This is a genomic window from Haliea sp. (assembly GCF_041395985.1).
Classification (GTDB): Bacteria; Pseudomonadota; Gammaproteobacteria; order Pseudomonadales; family Halieaceae; genus Haliea.
This window is the reverse complement of sequence record NZ_JAWKZJ010000008.1, coordinates 53631-70938: the sequence shown is the minus strand read 5'-3', so window position 1 is coordinate 70938 and position 17308 is coordinate 53631. Positions and strand designations below refer to the sequence as shown.

The window sequence follows — 17308 nt, the reverse complement described above, 5'->3', positions numbered from 1 at the left end:
GAGACGCGATGAATTTACAGGGCAGGAAAATCCAGGTGCATGATATGTCGCTGCGCGATGGCATGCACCCCAAGCAACACCAGATCACCGTAGAGCAGATGGTGGAGATCGCGGTGGCCATGGACGAGGCGGGGATTCCGCTGATCGAGGTGACCCATGGTGACGGGCTGGGGGGCGCGTCGGTGAACTACGGTTTCCCCGCGGCCAGCGACCAGGAGTACCTCACTGCGGTGTGCAAGGCGGTGAAGAAGACCCGCGTGTCCGCACTGCTGCTGCCGGGCATCGGCACTGTGGACCACCTGAAGATGGCGGTGGACTGCGGTATTTCGACGATTCGCGTGGCCACACACTGCACGGAGGCCGATGTCTCCGAGCAGCACATCAGCATGGCGTCCCAGATCAGCGGCCTCGACACGGTGGGGTTTCTGATGATGGCCCACATGATTCCCGCGGAAGAACTGGTCGTGCAGTTGAAGCTGATGGAGTCCTACGGTGCCAACTGTGTGTACATCACCGACTCCGCGGGCTACATGCTGCCTGATGACGTCACCTCGCGTGTTGCGCTGGCCCGCAAGGAGCTGAAGCCCGAGACCGAACTGGGTTTCCACGGCCACCACAACCTGGGCATGGGGATTGCCAACTCCCTTGCCGCGGTGGAGGCCGGTGCCACGCGCATTGATGGCTCCCTTGCCGGGCTGGGCGCAGGGGCGGGCAACACGCCATTGGAAGTGTTCCTGGCGGTATGCGACCGCATGGGCGTGGAGACGGGTGTCGACCTGTTCAAGGCCATGGATGTGGCGGAAGACCTGATTGTCCCGCTGATGGATCACATGGTGCGTGTGGACCGCGATTCCCTGACCCTGGGCTGGGCGGGGGTGTACTCCAGCTTCCTGCTGTTCGCCAAGCGCAGCGCCGCCAAGTACGGTCTCTCTGCGAGGGATATTCTGGTGGAACTGGGCCGCCGCCGTACGGTGGGTGGCCAGGAAGACATGATCGAAGATCTGGCCATGGACATGGCTCGGGCCCGCGACAGCGCCTGACACATCGTACCCAGGGCGGCGGCGTGAGACAGCCGCTGCCCGCGGGTCAACCCGTCAGCCGGTTCAACCCGTTCAGGGCCGCAATGCGATAGGCCTCTGCCATGGTGGGGTAATTGAAGGTGGTGGAGATAAAGTAGCGCAGAGTGTTGCCGTCCCCCGTCTGTTTCATGATGGCCTGCCCGATGTGAATGATCTCGGTCGCCTCTGCGCCAAAACAGTGTATGCCGAGAATTTTCAGGGTGTCTGGGCAGAACAGAATTTTCAGCATGCCTACGTCCTCCCCCGAAATCTGCCCGCGCGCGGTGTCCTTGAAGAAGGCGCGCCCCACTTCGAAGGGGACTCGGCTGTCCGTGAGCTCCCGCTCTGTTTTGCCCACGGAACTGATCTCGGGGATGGTGTAAATGCCCGTGGGCACGTCATCCACGTACCGCGTGCTCGCCTTGCCGCGGGACACGGCGGCGGCGGAACGTCCCTGGTCGTAGGCAGCGCTGGCCAGGCTGGGCCAACCAATCACGTCGCCCACGGCGTAGATGTTGGGCACCGCGGTCTGGTAATGCTTGTTCACCTGCAATTGCCCGCGCTGGTCCGCGGCAAGTCCAACTGCCTCCAGGTTCAGTGCATCCGTGTTGCCTGTGCGCCCGTTACACCACAGCAGGGCATCACCGCGCAGGTGCTTCCCCGATTTCAGGTGTAACACCACACCGCGGTCGCTCGCTTCCACGGATTCATACTCTTCACGATGCCTGACCATCACGCCCATATCGCGCAGGTGGTAATTCAGGGCGACGGAAATCTCATCGTCCAGGAAGGCCAGCAGGTTATCGAAGCTGTTGATGAGTTCGACCTTGACCCCCAGACCACTGAAAATCGACGCGTATTCACAGCCGATGACGCCGGCGCCATAAATGAGCAATTTGCGCGGGGTGTGTTGCAGGTCGAGTATGGTGTCGCTGTCATAGATGCGCGGGTGGCTGAAGTCCACGTTGTCTGGCTGGTAGGGTCGGGAGCCGCTGGCAATGACGATATCGGTTCCGGTGAGGCGCTCGGTGATGCCATCGGGGCGGCGCACGGCAAGCGTGTGTGCGTCGATGAAGCTGGCCTTGCCCAGGTGCAGTTCGATCGCGTTGCGCGCGTAGAACTTGCTGCGCATATCAACCTGCCGCTCGATCACGCCGGTAGCGACGGAGAGGGCCGTAGGGTAAGGTATCTGGCGGCTGTGGCCGATTTCGCGAAACAGCTTTCCGGTATTGAAGCGGATCAGTTGCTTCACGGCATGGCGCAGGGCCTTTGAAGGAATGGTGCCGCGATGCACGCAGCCGCCGCCGACCAGCGGGCGATCCTCGATGACTGCCGCGCGCTTGTCGTGCTTAGCGGCGTTCAGCGCGGCGCTCTCGCCCGCCGGCCCGGAGCCAATCACCAGTACGTCAAACGTGTTGTTTTTCCCCATACCCTCTGCCCTCACTCCCAGCGGCCACACCGGGCCGTGAAGGTCGAGCATTCTAGCCCGGGCGTGGGTTCAGGTAAATTCCGCCGGTGGCGGGGTTAGTGGGTTTTGTCACCCGGCTCGCCGGCCTCGGAGTTGCAGTGGTTGTCCTGTCGGTCCAGTGTGCCGACGTCCAGCACTGGTGCCGCGTCGATGTGCTCGGCATCCATCATCCTGGCGATACGCTGCAGGGAGGAGATGATCATGGTTTGCTCCCACTCCTGCAGTTCGTCGAACTGGCGCTTGAACTGTTCCTGCAGCGGAATGGGTGCGCTGATCAGTACTTCCATGGCCCGGGGTGTCAGGTGAGCGTGCACCTTGCGCTTGTCAGTATCCGAGCGCTTGCGATAGACCAGACCGCGCTTCTCCAGCCGGTCGAGTATTGTGGTCACGGTCGCCTGACTCAGGCTGATGTCGGTGGCCAACTCGCCGATGGTGACTTCACCGCGTTGGCGGATGGTCTGCAACAGCAGAATCTGTGGCGCAGTGAGTCCCGTGGTCTTGGCCAGATGTCTCGAATGCAGGTCAGTGGCTCGGATTACACGTCGCAGCGCGACCAGGACATCATCGATACGGGCCAACAGGAGGCTCCTCTCCGTTGCGTGAATCCACATAGTGTACCTCCGGAAGCCGCTGCGATGTTAGTAGCGGCCACCTCGACTCTGGGAAAAATGGCAAACGTGCCCGCACACTGTAAATATTTAGTAAACAAAAAACAAATAATTCATCAAAATGCCATAAAAAGCGGCTAAAAGATGTAAAAAGAAACTAACGGTATTTTCGTTATGCGCCAATTTTGGTTATAATGTTTAGCGCACTAAATATTAGAGGGCAAATAGATCATGGCCAACGACCTGAGATTACGCGTGCCCACCGCGGCAGACGGCATGGCAGTGCACGAACTCATCGCAGCCTGTCCGCCGCTGGACACCAACTCCGCCTACTGCAACCTGGTTCAGTGCTCGCACTTCGCAGCGACATCAGTGGTCGCGGAGGCCGACGGCGAAGTCGCGGGCTTCATTTCCGGGCACCGTATTCCCGAGCGGCCTGACACCCTGTTTGTATGGCAGGTAGCAGTGGGCGAGAGTGGCCGAGGTCGCGGACTGGCCGGGCGCATGCTCGACGCTATCGTGGACCGCCCCGGAAACGAGTGGATCCAGCATATGGAGACGACCATCACCGAAGACAACGCCGCCTCCTGGAAGCTGTTTGAAAGCTTTGCCGGGCGTCGGTGCGCAACGCTGGAGCGGGCGGTCTGGTTCGACCGGAATCGCCATTTCAAAGGCAGCCATGACAGCGAGATCCGCGCGCGCATTGGCCCGCTGTCCAGGCCGGTTCTGCGCGCTGTAGGGCGCTGACCTGGTCGCGCCGCGAGGCGTCTACCCCACACACCTTTTTCGCAGTCACAGTACACAGATTTAACGAGAGGATGACACATGAAGATTTTTGAAGAGATTGAATCCGAAGTTCGCAGCTACGCCCGTTCCTTCCCCCGCGTGTTCAACCGGGCCCAGGGCGAGTACCTGTACGATGAGGACGGTACGCAGTACCTCGACTTCCTGGCCGGCGCCGGCACACTGAACTATGGCCATAATAACCCGGCCTTCAAGAAAGCGCTGCTGGATTACATTGAGGCCGACGGTATCAGCCATGGTCTCGACCTGCACACCAAGGCAAAGGCGGAGTTCCTCGAGACTTTCAACGAGAAAATCCTCAAGCCGCGTGATCTCGAGTTCGTGGTCCAGTTCACCGGTCCCACGGGCACCAACGCGGTGGAAGCCGCACTGAAGCTGGCGCGCAACATTGCCGGCCGCGAGAACGTGATCTCATTCACCAACGGTTTCCACGGCGTCAGCCTGGGGTCACTGGCGGCCACCGGTAATTCGCACCACCGCGGCGCTTCTGGCGTGAGCCTCAGTGGCAGCAGCCGGATGCCGTTTGACGGCTATCTTGGCGATGGCATTGACACCACAGCGTATCTGGACAAGGTGCTCTCGGATTCAAGCAGCGGCATTGATGCGCCGGCCGCCGTCCTGGTAGAAACCGTGCAGGGCGAGGGTGGCATCAACGCCGCGAGCTTTGAGTGGCTGCGCAACCTGGAAGCCGTGTGCCGCAAGCACGACATGTTGCTGATTGTTGATGACATCCAGGCTGGCTGCGGGCGCACCGGCACCTTCTTCAGCTTTGAGGAAGCCGGTATCAAGCCGGATATCGTCACTCTGTCGAAATCGCTCAGTGGCTACGGATTGCCTTTCGCGGTCGTACTGATCAAGCCGGAGCTGGATCAGTGGAAACCGGGCGAGCACAACGGCACGTTCCGCGGCAACAATCTTGCGTTTGTCACCGCCAAGGCTGCTATTGATCACTTCTGGTCCGACGACACCTTTGCCAAAGCGGTGCAGGCCAAAGGGCGCTACGTCTCGGAGCGGTTGGAAGCTATTGTGGCGCGGTATGGGGAAGGCAATTTCAGCACGCACGGCCGTGGCATGTTCCAGGGTATCAACTGTGTGAACGGTGAGATCGCCGGACGCATCACCCGCAAGGCCTTTGCCAAGGGGCTGATGATCGAGACCAGCGGCGCAGACGATCAGGTCGTGAAGTTTCTGTGCCCGCTGACCATCTCCAGGGAGAACCTCAAGCGAGGCATTGATATTGTCGAGCAGGCGATCGCCGAGGTGTGTGCTTCCGAAGGAGAGATCCCTGAAGTCGTGGACTTTTTCGAAGACGATTACAGCGTCTCGGACGACGATCGCTTTCGCAAGGCAAGTTGATCGCCTGCGATCCTCGCTGCCGCGAAGAGCGGTGATAGACATGTACAGGAGTTGGAGAATTACAGGATGATTGTAAGAGATCTGGATACGGCGGCCCGGGAAGGCCGCATGATCAAGGACCCCGCGGGCAATTGGGATAGCACGCGCCTGTTGTTGAAGGATGACAACATGGGCTTTTCCTTTCATATCACGACCATTTACGCGGGTGCGGATTTCCGCATGCACTATAAGAACCACCTCGAGTCGGTGTATTGCATCTCCGGCAAGGGTGAAGTGGAAACGCTGGCCGATGGCAGGGTGTACCCCATTGCGCCGGGCACGCTGTATGTGCTCGACAAGCACGATGAACACAAGCTGCGAGCGACCACTGAAATGAAGATGGCCTGCGTGTTCAACCCGCCGCTGCACGGCACCGAAGTGCACAACGCAGACGGCGCCTACGAGTTGCACGCTGACCGCGTGGGGGCGTGAGTCCCATGGGTGAGGTAGCAAACATAGTCCAAGCGGCCGGTCCCGGTGGGTGCAGTGCGGAACTGCGCTCCGGGCGCAAGACGGGGGGATCCGTGAACACGCATACCGTGGAAAAAATTGGCGGCACGTCCATGAGTGACTACGCCGCCGTTCGTGACAGCATTGTTTTCGGCCAGCGCAATGGCAACACGCCGTATCAGCGCATTTTCGTGGTGTCCGCCTATGGCGGCATCACCAACAAGTTGCTGGAGCACAAGAAAGATGGCAAGCCCGGCGTCTACGGCCTGTTTGCCAGCAGCTTCCAGGACCGCAGCTGGGAAGAGGCGCTGGACGCCGTGCGTGACAGCATGTTTTCCATCAACGCGGAGCTGTTTCGTGACGCGCAGGCCCTGCAGGAAGCCAACGACTTCATTGGCGAACGGCTCGAGAATGCGCGCAAGTGCCTGGAGGATCTGCACAGCCTTTGCGGTCACGGGCACTTCTCGGTGGAAGATCATCTGGTGACGGTGCGCGAGATGCTCTCCAGTGTGGGGGAGGTGCACAGCGCCTGGAACATGGCAACGCTGTTGCGTCGTGACGGTCTCAACACACGGTTTGTCGACCTGAGCGGCTGGCAGGCGGCCGGTAGTCAGCCGTTGGACGCCTGTGTTCAGCAGGCCTTTGCAGACATCGATCTGGACACTGAACTGCCCGTCGTGACGGGCTATGCGCACTGCAGCGAGGGCTTGATCACGCAGTTTGACCGCGGTTACAGCGAAATGACCTTCAGCCGTATCGCGGTATTGACCGGCGCCCGTGAGGCGGTCATTCACAAGGAGTTCCACCTGAGCAGTGCGGATCCGCGGCTGGTTGGGGAGGACAACGCGGTACCTATCGGACGCACCAATTATGATGTGGCGGACCAGCTTGCCAATCTCGGGATGGAGGCCATTCATCCCAAGGCGGCCAAGGGGCTGCGCCAGAACGGTATTCCGCTGCGGGTCAAGAATACTTTCGAGCCAGAGCACACAGGTACCCTGATCACAGGTGATTATGTCAGTGACACCGCCTGCGTGGAGATCATTGCCGGCTGTCGCGGCGTGTATGCCCTGGAACTTTTCGATCAGGACATGGCGGGCATCATTGCCCACTATGACACCGAGATACTGCGCTACGTGCAGCGTTTCAAGGGCCATATCGTGGGCAAGGATATCAATGCCAACACGGTCACCCATTACCTGGATGTCAATCTGAAGACGGTGAAGCGCATCAAGAAGGCCCTGCAGGAGATGTTTCCGGAGGCTGAAATTCGCGAGCAGAAGGTGGCGATCGTTTCGGCCATCGGCAGCGATATGCAGGTGCCCGGCCTGTTGGCCCGAACCGTTGCCGCCCTGTCCAAACACGACATCAGCGTACTGGCGATTCACCAGTCCATGCGCCAGGTGGACATTCAGTTCATCGTCAACGACGATGACTACGAGCAGGCAATTCGCGGCCTGCACGCCACACTGGTGGAGCCGCACGACCACGGTCGCGCCATCTGTCTGGCCTCCTGACTCCCCCCCCCCTGACAGCCGCGCGCAATGCGCGCGGCGTTGACCGACATCAATGCCTGTAATCCGTAGCTGCCTTAACCTGCACACAGGGTGATGGACACCCTGGTCCATATTGAGGAGTGAATGATGAAACAGGTAACAAAACTCGCCCTGGCGGCGGTTGTCGCGGGCATGGCTGTGAATGCGGCCGCCTACGAGCAAGGTGATTGGATACTGCGCGCAGGTGCCGTGACGGTGGCGCCGGACGAGGACAGTGACAGCATCGTGTTGCCCACAGCTCCACCCACCGTGCTGCCCGGTGTCTCTGTCGATAACGACACCCAGCTGAGTATCATCCCGGTTTACATGGTCACGGACAACTGGGCGATTGAAGTGCTGGCGGCGACGCCCTTTGAGCACGATATCACGGTCGACGGTGTCGGTATTCCCGCGGGTTCAATCAAGCACCTGCCGCCCACGGTCAGCATGCAGTGGTATCCACGCGGTGGACAAAAAGGCTGGCAGCCCTACGTGGGCGCGGGCGTGAACTACACCATAATTTTCGACGAGAAGGTTGATCCGGCACTGGCGGGTGCATTGAATGGCCTGATCGGCGCTACCGAGGCTGATTTGTCGCTGGATGATTCCTTCGGCTTGGCGGCGCAGGTCGGTGTGGACATCCCGCTGTCGGACAACTGGGCCATCAACGCTGCCGTCTGGTACATCGACATCGACACCACGGCGAAGATCCGCACCGATGTTGGTACGGTTGCGTTTGATGTCGATATCGATCCCTGGGTTTACAACGTCGGTATCGCCTACCGCTTCTAGGTGGACGCAGCGGAGGTGCGCGTCCGGTGCACCTCCGCTAATGCGGCTGTCCCGCAGTTTCCGCTTTCTGCCGATCCAGTTTCCCGTTTCTTCCCGATCGAGTTTCCGCTGCGGGCCCGTATTCAGTGATGGTGGCTGTGATCCATGGCGTCAGGGCCTGTCTCCTGCTGCATGGCGTGGGCGCCGTGCCCTGCATGTGCCGCGGTCAGGTAGACCGTCCAGCATCCCGAGGCGATCAGCAGCAACGCCAGCGCCAGTTTCAAGCCCTTGCGCCGCAGCGCCGTTTGCACGGCTCCTGCCCCGAAGCTGGTGGCGAGCATGGCCGGCAGCGTGCCGAGGCCAAAAAACAGCATCATCAATGCCGACTGCCCGGCATCCTGCGCCGTGGCTGCCCAGGCCAGGCTGCTGTAGATCAGTCCGCAGGGCATCAGACCCCAGCACAGCCCCAAGGCAGCGCCCTGGTACCAGTGGCGCAGTGGCAACAGTGACTGTGACCAGCGTTGCACTGGCCGCCACAGGACCGCTCCACCACGCTCCAGCCAGGTGAGCACACGCCACCAGTCGGCGATATAGAGCCCCATGGCGATCAGCAGCATGCCGGCGAGGTAGCGCAGCGCCAGCGTCCAGCCGGCGATATCGATACTGCCCGCAGCAAAGCCCAGCGCTGCCCCCAGTGCCGTGTAGCTGGCAATACGGCCACCGTGGTAGGCCAGGGTCATGCCGGTGCTTTTTACACCACCGAGTTGTAGAGCTGCGGCAATGCCACCACACATGCCGAGGCAATGTCCGGCACCCGCCAGTCCCAGCGCGAAAGCGCTGCCCAGTTCAGCGATCATCGGCATCCTCTTTCTTGCGATGGTTCTGTTCCTCATCCATCAGGATGCGTGAAGCTTCCTTGTCGAGGTCCTCATATTGCCCGCTGTCGATGGCCCAGATAAGGAGACGGATCACGATGACGCAAAACACCAGCGCAACTGGAATCAGCAGATACAGGCTTTCCATAGACGACGCTACCTCAGCGCTGTACCCGGTTCAGGCGCAGCGAGTTCATGACCACAATCAGCGAGCTGAGCGACATACCCAGCGCTGCCGCCCAGGGTGGAATATAGCCGAGTGCAGCCAGGGGTATACCGAGGCCATTGTAGCTCAGTGCCCAGATAAAATTCTGGCGGATGACCCCGACACACTTCCGGGCCTTGGCCAGGCTGCGGGTAACGGCGTGGAGATTGTCATCGTCGACAACAAAGTCGGCTTGCGCGCGCGCCAGATCCGTGGCGCTGGCCACCGCAAACGAGGCATCGGCGAGGCTCAGCAGTGGTGCATCATTGAGCCCATCGCCGACGGCCATGACCACCTCACCGGCCTCCTGCCAGCGCCGCACTTGCTGCATTTTGTCCTCGGGCGACAGCCCTGTAGCAACGAAGTCGAACCCGAGCTGGCTGCCCAGGCGGCGACCCGCGGCGGAGCTGTCGCCGGTCAGGAGCGCCAGTGACAGGCCGGCCTCGCGCGCGGCCACTACGACCGTAGCGGCCTCGGGTCGCAACGGATCGGATAGACCGAACCAGGCCAGCGGCCTGTCACCGGCACAGAGCGCGACCCAATACAGCTCTTCGTCGGGCGGTGGCGGCAGTCCAGGTGCCAGTTCCCGACAGAAACGTTCACTGCCCATGCGATAGCGCGCACCACGCCACAGGGCCTCCACGCCGGCACCTGTCACGTAGCGTGGCGCGCTGAGCCCCGCAACAGCGTCCCCACTGAACGCGTTGGCGATAGGGTGGTTGGAGTACTGTTGCAAGGCCGTGGCCACAGCAATCAGGTCGGGTTCGCTCTCGCCCGCTGTGCAGGGATTGACCGACTCCAGCTGCAACCTGCCCTGGGTGAGTGTGCCGGTTTTATCGAAGACCAGACGCTGTGCGTGTGCCAGCGCTTCAATGGCGTTTTCGCCGTGCACAATGATGCCCTGTGCCCGCAGTGCACTGGCTGCAGCGGTGAGTGCGGCGGGTGTCGCCAGTGCCAGGGCGCAGGGACAGCTGACCACCAGCACCGCAAGGCAGATCCACAGCACCTGGTCGGGGGCTATCTGGCTCCAGACCACGCCGGTCAATGCGGTGATTATGAGGATGGCGCCCACGAACCAGGCGGAGAGCCGGTCTGCCATGCGGGCGAGTGCCGGCTTGGCACGCTGTGCCCGGTCCACGCTGTTCTGCAGTGCTGCCAGGCGGCTGTTTTCATAGAGCTGGTCGACGCGCAGGTCGATGCTTCCCTCGAGGTTCAGGGTGCCGGCAAACACCGAATCCCCGGGCTCAACAGTGCGCGGTACATGTTCGCCATTGAACGTGTCTTCGCGTACCGCGCTGCTGCCTGTTATCACTGTGCCGTCGACCGCGATGATTTCACCGGCGCGCACTCTCACCGTAGCGCCGCGCTGTAGCTGCCGTCGCGACTGGCGCAGCCAGCGGCCGTCCTCCTGCTGTACCAGTACCGTCAGCGGCAGGTGGCTCTCTGCGTCCTGGCAGGCGATCGCATGGCGACGCCGGACGCGCTTTTCAAAGAAGCGACCGAGCAGCAGGAAAAACGTGAACATCACGACGGAATCGAAATACACCTCACCACTGCCGGTGAACGTCGCCCATACGCTGGCAACGAACGCCAGGCCGATGGCCAGGGCGACCGGGAGATCCATCACCAGGGCGCCCTGTCGCAGGTGTCGCCACGCGGTCACAAAGAAAGGGCGGGCAGAGTAGGCGACGACAAAGCTGGCGACCAGCAGGCTGACGCTGCGCAAGAGCATCTGGTATTCCTGCGCGATACCCTGCAGGTCGCCTGCGTGCAGGGCAATGCCAAACATGCCCACCTGCATCATGCCAATACCGGCGACGGCAACTCGGCGCAGGTCGGCACGGTACTCCTGTTCCAGTTGCGCACGCTGTGCACTGGCCTGGAAGGGACGCACGCGGTAGCCGAGCGATTCCAATACAGCGAACAGCCGGCTGGGTTGCAGCTGCTGTGGATCATAGCGCACGCTGAGACGCTGCTGCTGCAGGTTCACCTGCGCGTCCAGCAGTCCGGCTTCGCGCTGCAGGGTTTGTTCGATCAGCCAGGTACAGGCGGCGCAGGTTACGCCGCCGAGCAGCAGGCTGGCGTATTCGCTGTGCTCGTTTTCACGCTGGCAGTACTGCGCGCGCAGCGCGGGGTCATCGTAGAGCAGGTATTCATCAGGTGTCGCTGCCGGGGCATCGCTGGCGGGCTTTTCACTGTAGGCGGTGCGCTGGCGGTAGAAACCGCCCATGCCACTGCCGGCTATCAGGCTGGCAACGGCGCTACAGCCCGGACAGCACATCGGTTGGCGGATGCCGTCGATCGCCACGGCAAAGTCGGCGCCCGGTGGTACCGGCTCGCCGCAGTGAAAGCAGGGTTGTGCGCCCGTCATGACAGGCTCACAGCGTATCCTGGGCGCCCTGTTGCAGCAGGTCGGAGGCTTCCACGATACCGTCCAGTCGCCATGTGCCCTCGGCACCGTCCCGGAGTATCCAGTGCCAGCGTTCGGCCACCGGCGCGGGCAGGGCAGCGTTATAGACGCCCAGGCCAACCCGTTGCAGGCTGACGCTGAAATCACGGTCGGACTCGATAGGATGCGAGAGCACCAGCTCGAGTGTTGCATCGGACACCGCACCCTCGGGCGTGTGCACGGTCACCTGTCCCGGTGTCAGCATCAGGTTTGCGCTGATGCCCAGCGCCCTGGCCCGTTCCTGCCGCCCCAGTTGCTGGTTGATTGCCAGGCCGACCTTGTAGTACTCGTCCACGACCAGGTCGTCGGCGTGGTTATAGGCGGTGTAGATCAGGTGCATGCTGACCACAACCACAGCCGCCGGCAGTGCAATCAGGAACCAGGGCCAGAACTGGCGGTACCAGGGCTGGGTGTCGTCGTCGGCGTACCGGGGTCTGTTCATAAGGGTCTCATGAAGCGGGATTCGGAGCTGACCTGCAGGGACTCGCGGTCCGTCGCGCGTGCCGTGAATTCGATTTCGGTGCTGGGGCGAGACAGCCGCTCCGGCGCTACACGTACGCGCAGATTGATACTGCGTACTTCCCCGCCGTCCAGCGTGTGCAATGTATCACCGATAATTTCGGCACCATCGATACCAGTGACAACAATCTCAAATTCATGCATCGACTGTTCCATATTCACCAGGTTCAGCGTGTAGATGTTCTCGATGTTACCGTCCATGGTGGTCACGTACAGCTCGTTGCGATCGCGGATCACCGTCATTTCCAACGGCACGCGGCTGATGACGCGGTAGCTGAACAGGCTGACCATCACCGTCAACACCAGCACGTAGCCGATCATACGTGGGCGCAGCCAGTGTGTCTTGCCACCCTGCAACTGATGTTCGCTGGTGTAGCTGATCAACCCTCGGGGGTAGGACATCTTGTCCATCACAGAGTTGCAGGCGTCTATGCACAGGGCGCAGCCGATGCATTCATACTGCAGCCCGTTGCGGATATCGATACCGGTGGGGCAGACCTGCACGCAGAGATTACAGTCGATACAGTCACCCAGTCCCTGCGCCCTGTGGTCGGCATCGCGCTTGCGTGAGCCACGGGGCTCGCCGCGGCCCGGATCATAAGAGACGATCAGGGTATCCTGGTCGAACATGACGGACTGGAACCGCGCATAGGGACACATGTACTTGCAGACCTGTTCGCGCATCCAGCCCGCGTTGATGTAGGTGGCGCAGGTGAAGAAAATCGTCCAGAGCACGCCCCACTGCCCGGCCGACAGGGTCAGCAGGTCCGGAAGCAGTTCGCGAATCGGATAGAAGTAGCCGACAAAGGTCATGCCGGTCAGAAATGCCATAAACAGCCAGCCGCCGTGCTTGAGGATCTTGCGAACCACTTTCTCCAGCGACCACGGCGCCTTGTCGAGGCGCATGCGCTGGTTGCGACTGCCCTCGAAGCGCTGCTCGATCCACATGAAAACGCTGGTCCATACGGTCTGCGGGCAGGTATAACCGCACCAGACGCGGCCGGCAAATACGGTCACGGCGAACAGCCCGAAAGCGGCAATAATCAGCATGAAAGCGAGCAGGGGGAAGTCCTGGGGCCAGAAAACCAGGCCCAGAATATGGAATTTGCGTTCCGGCAGGTCGAACCATACAGCCTGGCGGCCATCCCAGGACAGCCAGGGCAGCAAAAAATAACCCAGCAGCAGGGGCCAGCCGGTGTAAAGCCGGATGCGCTGGAAAAAGCCCTCAATCTTTCGTGTGTAAATTTTTTCACGGCGCTGGTAGAGGTCGATCTCGCTGACTTCTGCCGGCGCGACTTCCTGCACGTCAATAAGCTGTTTGTCGTTCATACCGCTTTACCGAAGAGACATGACGCGAGGCGTCGTGATGCCGGCCTTCCGGATGGGAGGCCGGCGAGGGTGATTAATTGCTGAGGCTGTAGACGTACGCCGTGAGGATGTGGATCTTGTCCTCGGTGAGGCTGTCGCCGAAGGCGGGCATCACGCCGTTGCGACCGGCACGCAGCGTGTGCGCTATTTGCTCCCGCGTGCCACCGTACAGCCAGATGCCATTGGTCAGGTTCGGGGCGCCAAAAATGGCGTTACCCTTGCCATCGGGGCCGTGGCAGGCTGCACAGTACATCTGGAAGTGCTTCTCACCTTGCGCTGTCAGTTCTGGATCGGTAGTGCGCCCGTTCAGCGAGACCACGTATTCGGCGGCCGCCGCAATGCCTTCATCACCCAGCACGCTGGCCCAGGCGGGCATGGCGGCACGACGCCCCTGGAGCAGGGCGGTCTTGATGGCGTCCGGTGACCCGCCCCAGAGCCAGTCGTCGTCGGTCAGGTTGGGGAAGCCATAGCGCCCCTTGCCGTCTGCACCGTGACACTGTGCACAGTTGTTGCCGAACAGGCGGGAACCCATTTTCACCACCGCGGGATCCTTGGCAATCTCCTCAACGGACATGGCCAGGTAGCGGCTGCGCATTTCACTGTAGCGTTCATCCGCAGCGGCGACTTCCTCACGGTGCTGCTCAAGCTGGGTCCAGCCGATCAGCCCGGGGTAGTTGCCCATGCCGGGGTAAACGATGAGGTAGCCGATAGCCCAGACGATGGTGATCACGAACATATAGAACCACCAGGCCGGGAGCGGATTGTCATACTCCTCGATGCCGTCGTGCGCGTGGCCTGTGGTCTGTTCGGTAGTGCCTTCACCGCGCTTGCGGTTGGCAAGCAGGATCCAGGTAATGCCGACGATGGTGACGGTGGTCAGGATGATGATCCACCAGTGCCAGAAACTAGCCATTCCTTGCTTCCTCCTGCGTGCTACGTTGACTCAGTTCCTCATCTGCGAAGGGCAGGTTGGCAGCCTCGTCAAAAGATTTCTTGCGCTTGCTGCTCCAGGCCCAGATACACAGGCCAATAAAGGCGAACAGCAGCATGGCAGTGCTAAGACCCCGAAGGTCGTTGATATCCATAATCCCTAGCGCCTCGTCTGCAGCAGCGTGCCGAGCTGTTGCACATAGGCAATCAGGGCATCAATTTCCAGCTTGCCCGCAACCGCCGCCTCCGCACCGGCGATGTCTTCATCGGTGTAGGGCACACCCACGGTGCGCAGGGCGTTCATCTTCTTGCCGGTGACCGTGCCGTCGACTTCACGTTCGAACAGCCAGGGGTAGGCAGGCATATTGGATTCCGGTACCACGTCACGGGGGTTGTAGAAGTGGGCGCGGTGCCAGTCGTCACTGTAACGCTGGCCGACCCGAGCCAGATCCGGTCCTGTGCGCTTGGAGCCCCAGAGGAAGGGGTGGTCATACACGAACTCACCGGCAACCGAGTAGTGACCGTAGCGCTCCGTTTCTGCACGCAATGGGCGAATCATCTGCGAGTGGCAGTTATTGCAGCCCTCGCGAATGTAGATGTCACGCCCCTCCAGTTCCAGGGCAGGCAGCGGCTTGAGGCCCGCGATCGGCTCGTTGGTCTGCTTGATGAACATCAGCGGGACCAACTCGACCAAGGTGCCGAAGCTGATGGCCACGATGATCAGGATCATCATCAGGCCAACGTTCTTCTCTACGACTTCATGCTTCATGCGTGACTCCCCTGTGCGGCACCAGCGGGCAGGGGCTGTGCGGCGACATCCTTGCGCGTGGTCATGTAGACGTTGTAGGCCATGATCAACATACCGCCGAAGAAGATGGCTCCACCGGCGAGGCGAACCAGGTAGCCCGGGTAGCTCGCGGCGACTGACTCGACAAAGGTGTAGGTCAGCGTGCCGTCATCGTTGTAGGCGCGCCACATCAGGCCCTGCAGGATGCCGTTGACCCACATGGAGGCGATATACAGTACCGTACCGATGGTCGACATCCAGAAATGGGTGTTGATCAGGGTCGTGCTATACATGCGCTCCTTGCCGAACAGGACCGGGATCAGGTGATAGATACAGCCGATCGAGATCATGGCAACCCAGCCCAGGGCACCGGAGTGCACGTGGCCGATGGTCCAGTCGGTATAGTGGGACAGGGCGTTTACCGTCTTGATCGACATCATCGGGCCTTCAAAGGTAGACATGCCGTAGAAGGACAGGCTGGCCACCATGAAGCGCAGGATCGGATCGGTGCGCAGTTTGTGCCAGGCGCCCGACAGAGTCATCATGCCGTTGATCATGCCGCCCCAGGAGGGAGCGAGCAGTATGATGGACATGACCATGCCCAGGCTCTGGGCCCAGTCGGGCAGGGCGGTGTAGTGAAGGTGGTGAGGGCCGGCCCAGATGTAGACGGCGACCAGGGCCCAGAAGTGCACGATACTCAGGCGGTAGGAGTATACGGGGCGTTCAGCCTGCTTGGGGACGAAGTAGTACATCATGCCCAGGAAGCCGGCGGTCAGGAAAAAGCCCACCGCGTTGTGCCCGTACCACCACTGTACCATGGCATCCACGGTGCCGGAGTAGGCCGAGTAGGACTTTGTAAGGCCGACCGGAATCGCCGCACTGTTGATGATGTGCAGGACCGCCACGGTGAGGATGAACCCGCCGAAGAACCAGTTGGCGACGTAGATGTGGCTCACCTTGCGCTTGGCGATGGTACCGAAGAACACGATGGCGTAGCTGACCCAGACCACGGCGATCAGCAGGTCGATGGGCCATTCCAGCTCGGCGTATTCCTTGGAAGAGGTCATCCCCAGTGGCAGCGTCACCGCCGCCAGCACGATCACCGCCTGCCAGCCCCAGAACGTGAAGGCCGCCAGCTTGTCGGAAATCAGCCGCGCCTGGGTGGTGCGCTGAACCACGTAGTACGATGTCGCGAACAGCGCGCTGCCGCCAAACGCGAAGATCACCGCGTTGGTGTGCAGCGGGCGCAGGCGCCCGAAGCTGGTCCAGGGCAGGTCGAAGTTGAGGATGGGGAAGGCGAGCTGGGCGGCGATCAGGACGCCAACCAGCATCCCCACGATACCCCACACGACCGTCATGATGGCAAACTGGCGAACGACCTTGTAGTTGTAGGTCGAGTGCTCCAGTGCAGCGTTGAGTTCACTCATGTCTTGTTTCCACTGTCAGTAATGTCAGGCAGATCGCCCGCTCGATAAATGCCTTTACACATCGGTAAATGCTGGCCCTGCGCCGAGATCCCAGAGGAACACCGTGGTCACCAGCAGCGATACCAGGATAACCAGGCCGACACCGACCACGGCGGTAGAGAACAGGAAACCCCGCTCCTCCGGAATATTCATCATGATGGGGATGCCCAGGTAGAGCAGATACACAGACCAGCTCACCGCTACCACCCCAATCAGCAGGTCGACCCAGAGCAGGGGGTAGAACCCCGCCGCGCCGAAGACAAACATCGGTGTAGCGGTGAGACCCGCGACCACGATGCCCTTGGCGAAGGATGTTTCCGCCCCATAGGTGCCCGCCATCCAGTGGATGAAGTAACCCACCGCGACGACGCAGCCGACCATGGCGAAGTAGAACAGGATGCAGAGTTGTAGCGCGCTGTCATAGGTCAGGCGTATGGCGGGCCCGTTGCCCACTGTCCAGCCCACGTCGGTGGTGCCGAAATACCAGGCAACCGCAGGAATCAGGGCGAGCACCCAGGGGTAGAGCACCAGGATGTTCTGGCTGCTGGTCGGCAGGCCGGCAACGCTGCGCCACTGGGCGCCGGGTTTGGTCAGAAGACCGATCGTGTGCTGGATCATGT

The 17308-nt window shown here is 61.1% G+C and carries 18 protein-coding genes; 6 read left to right on the top strand and 12 right to left on the bottom strand.

The genetic code is table 11. From position 1 onward, the window contains the following. Positions 1-8: 8 nt before the first annotated feature. The gene (gene dmpG / locus R3E49_RS14505; protein WP_371295695.1) at positions 9-1040 is read left to right on the top strand and encodes a 4-hydroxy-2-oxovalerate aldolase; all 1032 of its coding nucleotides are present in this window, start codon (positions 9-11) and stop codon (positions 1038-1040) included. Positions 1041-1086: 46 nt separating this feature from the next. On the opposite strand, the gene sthA is transcribed toward dmpG, so the two are convergent. Then, the gene (gene sthA / locus R3E49_RS14500) at positions 1087-2487 is read right to left on the bottom strand and encodes a Si-specific NAD(P)(+) transhydrogenase (RefSeq protein ID WP_371295694.1); all 1401 of its coding nucleotides are present in this window, start codon (positions 2485-2487) and stop codon (positions 1087-1089) included. A gap of 95 nt (positions 2488-2582) precedes the next feature. Then, positions 2583-3137 (bottom strand): MarR family winged helix-turn-helix transcriptional regulator, encoded by a 555-nt coding sequence (locus tag R3E49_RS14495; RefSeq protein WP_371295693.1) that lies wholly within the window; start codon positions 3135-3137, stop codon positions 2583-2585. A 228-nt stretch (positions 3138-3365) separates the two neighbouring features. On the opposite strand from R3E49_RS14495, the gene ectA reads away from it, so the two are divergent. The 5 genes from ectA (at position 3366) to R3E49_RS14470 (ending at position 8110) form a co-directional block, all read left to right on the top strand. Beyond that, positions 3366-3881 (top strand): diaminobutyrate acetyltransferase, encoded by a 516-nt coding sequence (gene ectA / locus R3E49_RS14490; RefSeq protein ID WP_371295692.1) that lies wholly within the window; start codon positions 3366-3368, stop codon positions 3879-3881. 78 nt (positions 3882-3959) lie between these two features. Further along, the gene (ectB, locus tag R3E49_RS14485; protein ID WP_371295691.1) at positions 3960-5294 is read left to right on the top strand and encodes a diaminobutyrate--2-oxoglutarate transaminase; all 1335 of its coding nucleotides are present in this window, start codon (positions 3960-3962) and stop codon (positions 5292-5294) included. A gap of 66 nt (positions 5295-5360) precedes the next feature. After that, a complete protein-coding gene (locus R3E49_RS14480; protein ID WP_371295690.1) occupies positions 5361-5765 on the top strand; it encodes an ectoine synthase in 405 nt (134 codons plus the stop codon). Between the two features lie 92 nt (positions 5766-5857). Beyond that, entirely contained in the window at positions 5858-7300 is a 1443-nt protein-coding gene (locus R3E49_RS14475) for an aspartate kinase (protein ID WP_371295689.1), read from the top strand. 126 nt (positions 7301-7426) lie between these two features. Next, positions 7427-8110 carry an OmpW family protein gene (locus R3E49_RS14470; protein ID WP_371295688.1) on the top strand — a complete coding sequence of 228 codons (684 nt, stop codon included), beginning with the start codon at positions 7427-7429 and terminating at the stop codon, positions 8108-8110. 122 nt (positions 8111-8232) lie between these two features. Here the strand turns inward: R3E49_RS14470 and R3E49_RS14465 are convergent, their stop codons facing one another. The 10 genes from R3E49_RS14465 to R3E49_RS14420 form a co-directional block, all read right to left on the bottom strand. Further along, a complete protein-coding gene (locus R3E49_RS14465) occupies positions 8233-8946 on the bottom strand; it encodes a sulfite exporter TauE/SafE family protein (protein WP_371295687.1) in 714 nt (237 codons plus the stop codon). After that, on the bottom strand, positions 8936-9112 hold the full coding sequence (ccoS, locus tag R3E49_RS14460) for a cbb3-type cytochrome oxidase assembly protein CcoS (protein ID WP_371295686.1): 177 nt from the start codon (positions 9110-9112) through the stop codon (positions 8936-8938). The genes R3E49_RS14465 and ccoS overlap by 11 nt, the downstream gene beginning before the upstream one ends. A 13-nt stretch (positions 9113-9125) precedes the next feature. Then, the gene (locus tag R3E49_RS14455) at positions 9126-11540 is read right to left on the bottom strand and encodes a heavy metal translocating P-type ATPase (RefSeq protein WP_371295685.1); all 2415 of its coding nucleotides are present in this window, start codon (positions 11538-11540) and stop codon (positions 9126-9128) included. Between the two features lie 7 nt (positions 11541-11547). Then, entirely contained in the window at positions 11548-12060 is a 513-nt protein-coding gene (locus tag R3E49_RS14450; protein WP_371295684.1) for a FixH family protein, read from the bottom strand. Further along, complete coding sequence (ccoG, locus tag R3E49_RS14445; RefSeq protein ID WP_371295683.1) at positions 12057-13466, bottom strand: cytochrome c oxidase accessory protein CcoG; 1410 nt, start codon at positions 13464-13466, stop codon at positions 12057-12059. Before ccoG ends, R3E49_RS14450 begins: the two co-directional genes overlap by 4 nt. Positions 13467-13539: 73 nt before the next feature. Further along, positions 13540-14418, bottom strand: coding sequence for a cytochrome-c oxidase, cbb3-type subunit III (ccoP, locus tag R3E49_RS14440; protein WP_371295682.1), 879 nt, complete (start codon positions 14416-14418; stop codon positions 13540-13542). Next, positions 14411-14590: a cbb3-type cytochrome c oxidase subunit 3 gene (locus R3E49_RS14435; protein ID WP_290744270.1), complete on the bottom strand. Its 180-nt coding sequence runs from the start codon at positions 14588-14590 to the stop codon at positions 14411-14413. Before R3E49_RS14435 ends, ccoP begins: the two co-directional genes overlap by 8 nt. Before the next feature lie 5 nt (positions 14591-14595). After that, on the bottom strand, positions 14596-15204 hold the full coding sequence (ccoO, locus tag R3E49_RS14430; protein ID WP_290744268.1) for a cytochrome-c oxidase, cbb3-type subunit II: 609 nt from the start codon (positions 15202-15204) through the stop codon (positions 14596-14598). Further along, entirely contained in the window at positions 15201-16649 is a 1449-nt protein-coding gene (gene ccoN / locus R3E49_RS14425) for a cytochrome-c oxidase, cbb3-type subunit I (protein ID WP_371295681.1), read from the bottom strand. The genes ccoO and ccoN overlap by 4 nt, the downstream gene beginning before the upstream one ends. A gap of 54 nt (positions 16650-16703) precedes the next feature. Beyond that, positions 16704-17306 (bottom strand): Yip1 family protein, encoded by a 603-nt coding sequence (locus tag R3E49_RS14420; protein ID WP_371295680.1) that lies wholly within the window; start codon positions 17304-17306, stop codon positions 16704-16706. Between the last annotated feature and the right edge of the window lie 2 nt (positions 17307-17308).

Coding starts and splice junctions, on each gene's coding strand:
- R3E49_RS14495 (WP_371295693.1), bottom strand. CDS start 3,137: ATGTGGATTCACGCAACGGAGAGGAGCCTCCTGTTGGCCCGTATCGAT.
- R3E49_RS14450 (WP_371295684.1), bottom strand. CDS start 12,060: ATGAACAGACCCCGGTACGCCGACGACGACACCCAGCCCTGGTACCGC.
- ccoN (WP_371295681.1), bottom strand. CDS start 16,649: ATGAGTGAACTCAACGCTGCACTGGAGCACTCGACCTACAACTACAAG.
- R3E49_RS14470 (WP_371295688.1), top strand. CDS start 7,427: ATGAAACAGGTAACAAAACTCGCCCTGGCGGCGGTTGTCGCGGGCATG.
- ccoP (WP_371295682.1), bottom strand. CDS start 14,418: ATGGCTAGTTTCTGGCACTGGTGGATCATCATCCTGACCACCGTCACC.
- R3E49_RS14455 (WP_371295685.1), bottom strand. CDS start 11,540: ATGACGGGCGCACAACCCTGCTTTCACTGCGGCGAGCCGGTACCACCG.
- R3E49_RS14420 (WP_371295680.1), bottom strand. CDS start 17,306: ATGATCCAGCACACGATCGGTCTTCTGACCAAACCCGGCGCCCAGTGG.
- ccoO (WP_290744268.1), bottom strand. CDS start 15,204: ATGAAGCATGAAGTCGTAGAGAAGAACGTTGGCCTGATGATGATCCTG.
- dmpG (WP_371295695.1), top strand. CDS start 9: ATGAATTTACAGGGCAGGAAAATCCAGGTGCATGATATGTCGCTGCGC.
- R3E49_RS14480 (WP_371295690.1), top strand. CDS start 5,361: ATGATTGTAAGAGATCTGGATACGGCGGCCCGGGAAGGCCGCATGATC.
- R3E49_RS14465 (WP_371295687.1), bottom strand. CDS start 8,946: ATGATCGCTGAACTGGGCAGCGCTTTCGCGCTGGGACTGGCGGGTGCC.
- ectA (WP_371295692.1), top strand. CDS start 3,366: ATGGCCAACGACCTGAGATTACGCGTGCCCACCGCGGCAGACGGCATG.
- ccoG (WP_371295683.1), bottom strand. CDS start 13,466: ATGAACGACAAACAGCTTATTGACGTGCAGGAAGTCGCGCCGGCAGAA.
- R3E49_RS14435 (WP_290744270.1), bottom strand. CDS start 14,590: ATGGATATCAACGACCTTCGGGGTCTTAGCACTGCCATGCTGCTGTTC.
- sthA (WP_371295694.1), bottom strand. CDS start 2,487: ATGGGGAAAAACAACACGTTTGACGTACTGGTGATTGGCTCCGGGCCG.
- ectB (WP_371295691.1), top strand. CDS start 3,960: ATGAAGATTTTTGAAGAGATTGAATCCGAAGTTCGCAGCTACGCCCGT.
- ccoS (WP_371295686.1), bottom strand. CDS start 9,112: ATGGAAAGCCTGTATCTGCTGATTCCAGTTGCGCTGGTGTTTTGCGTC.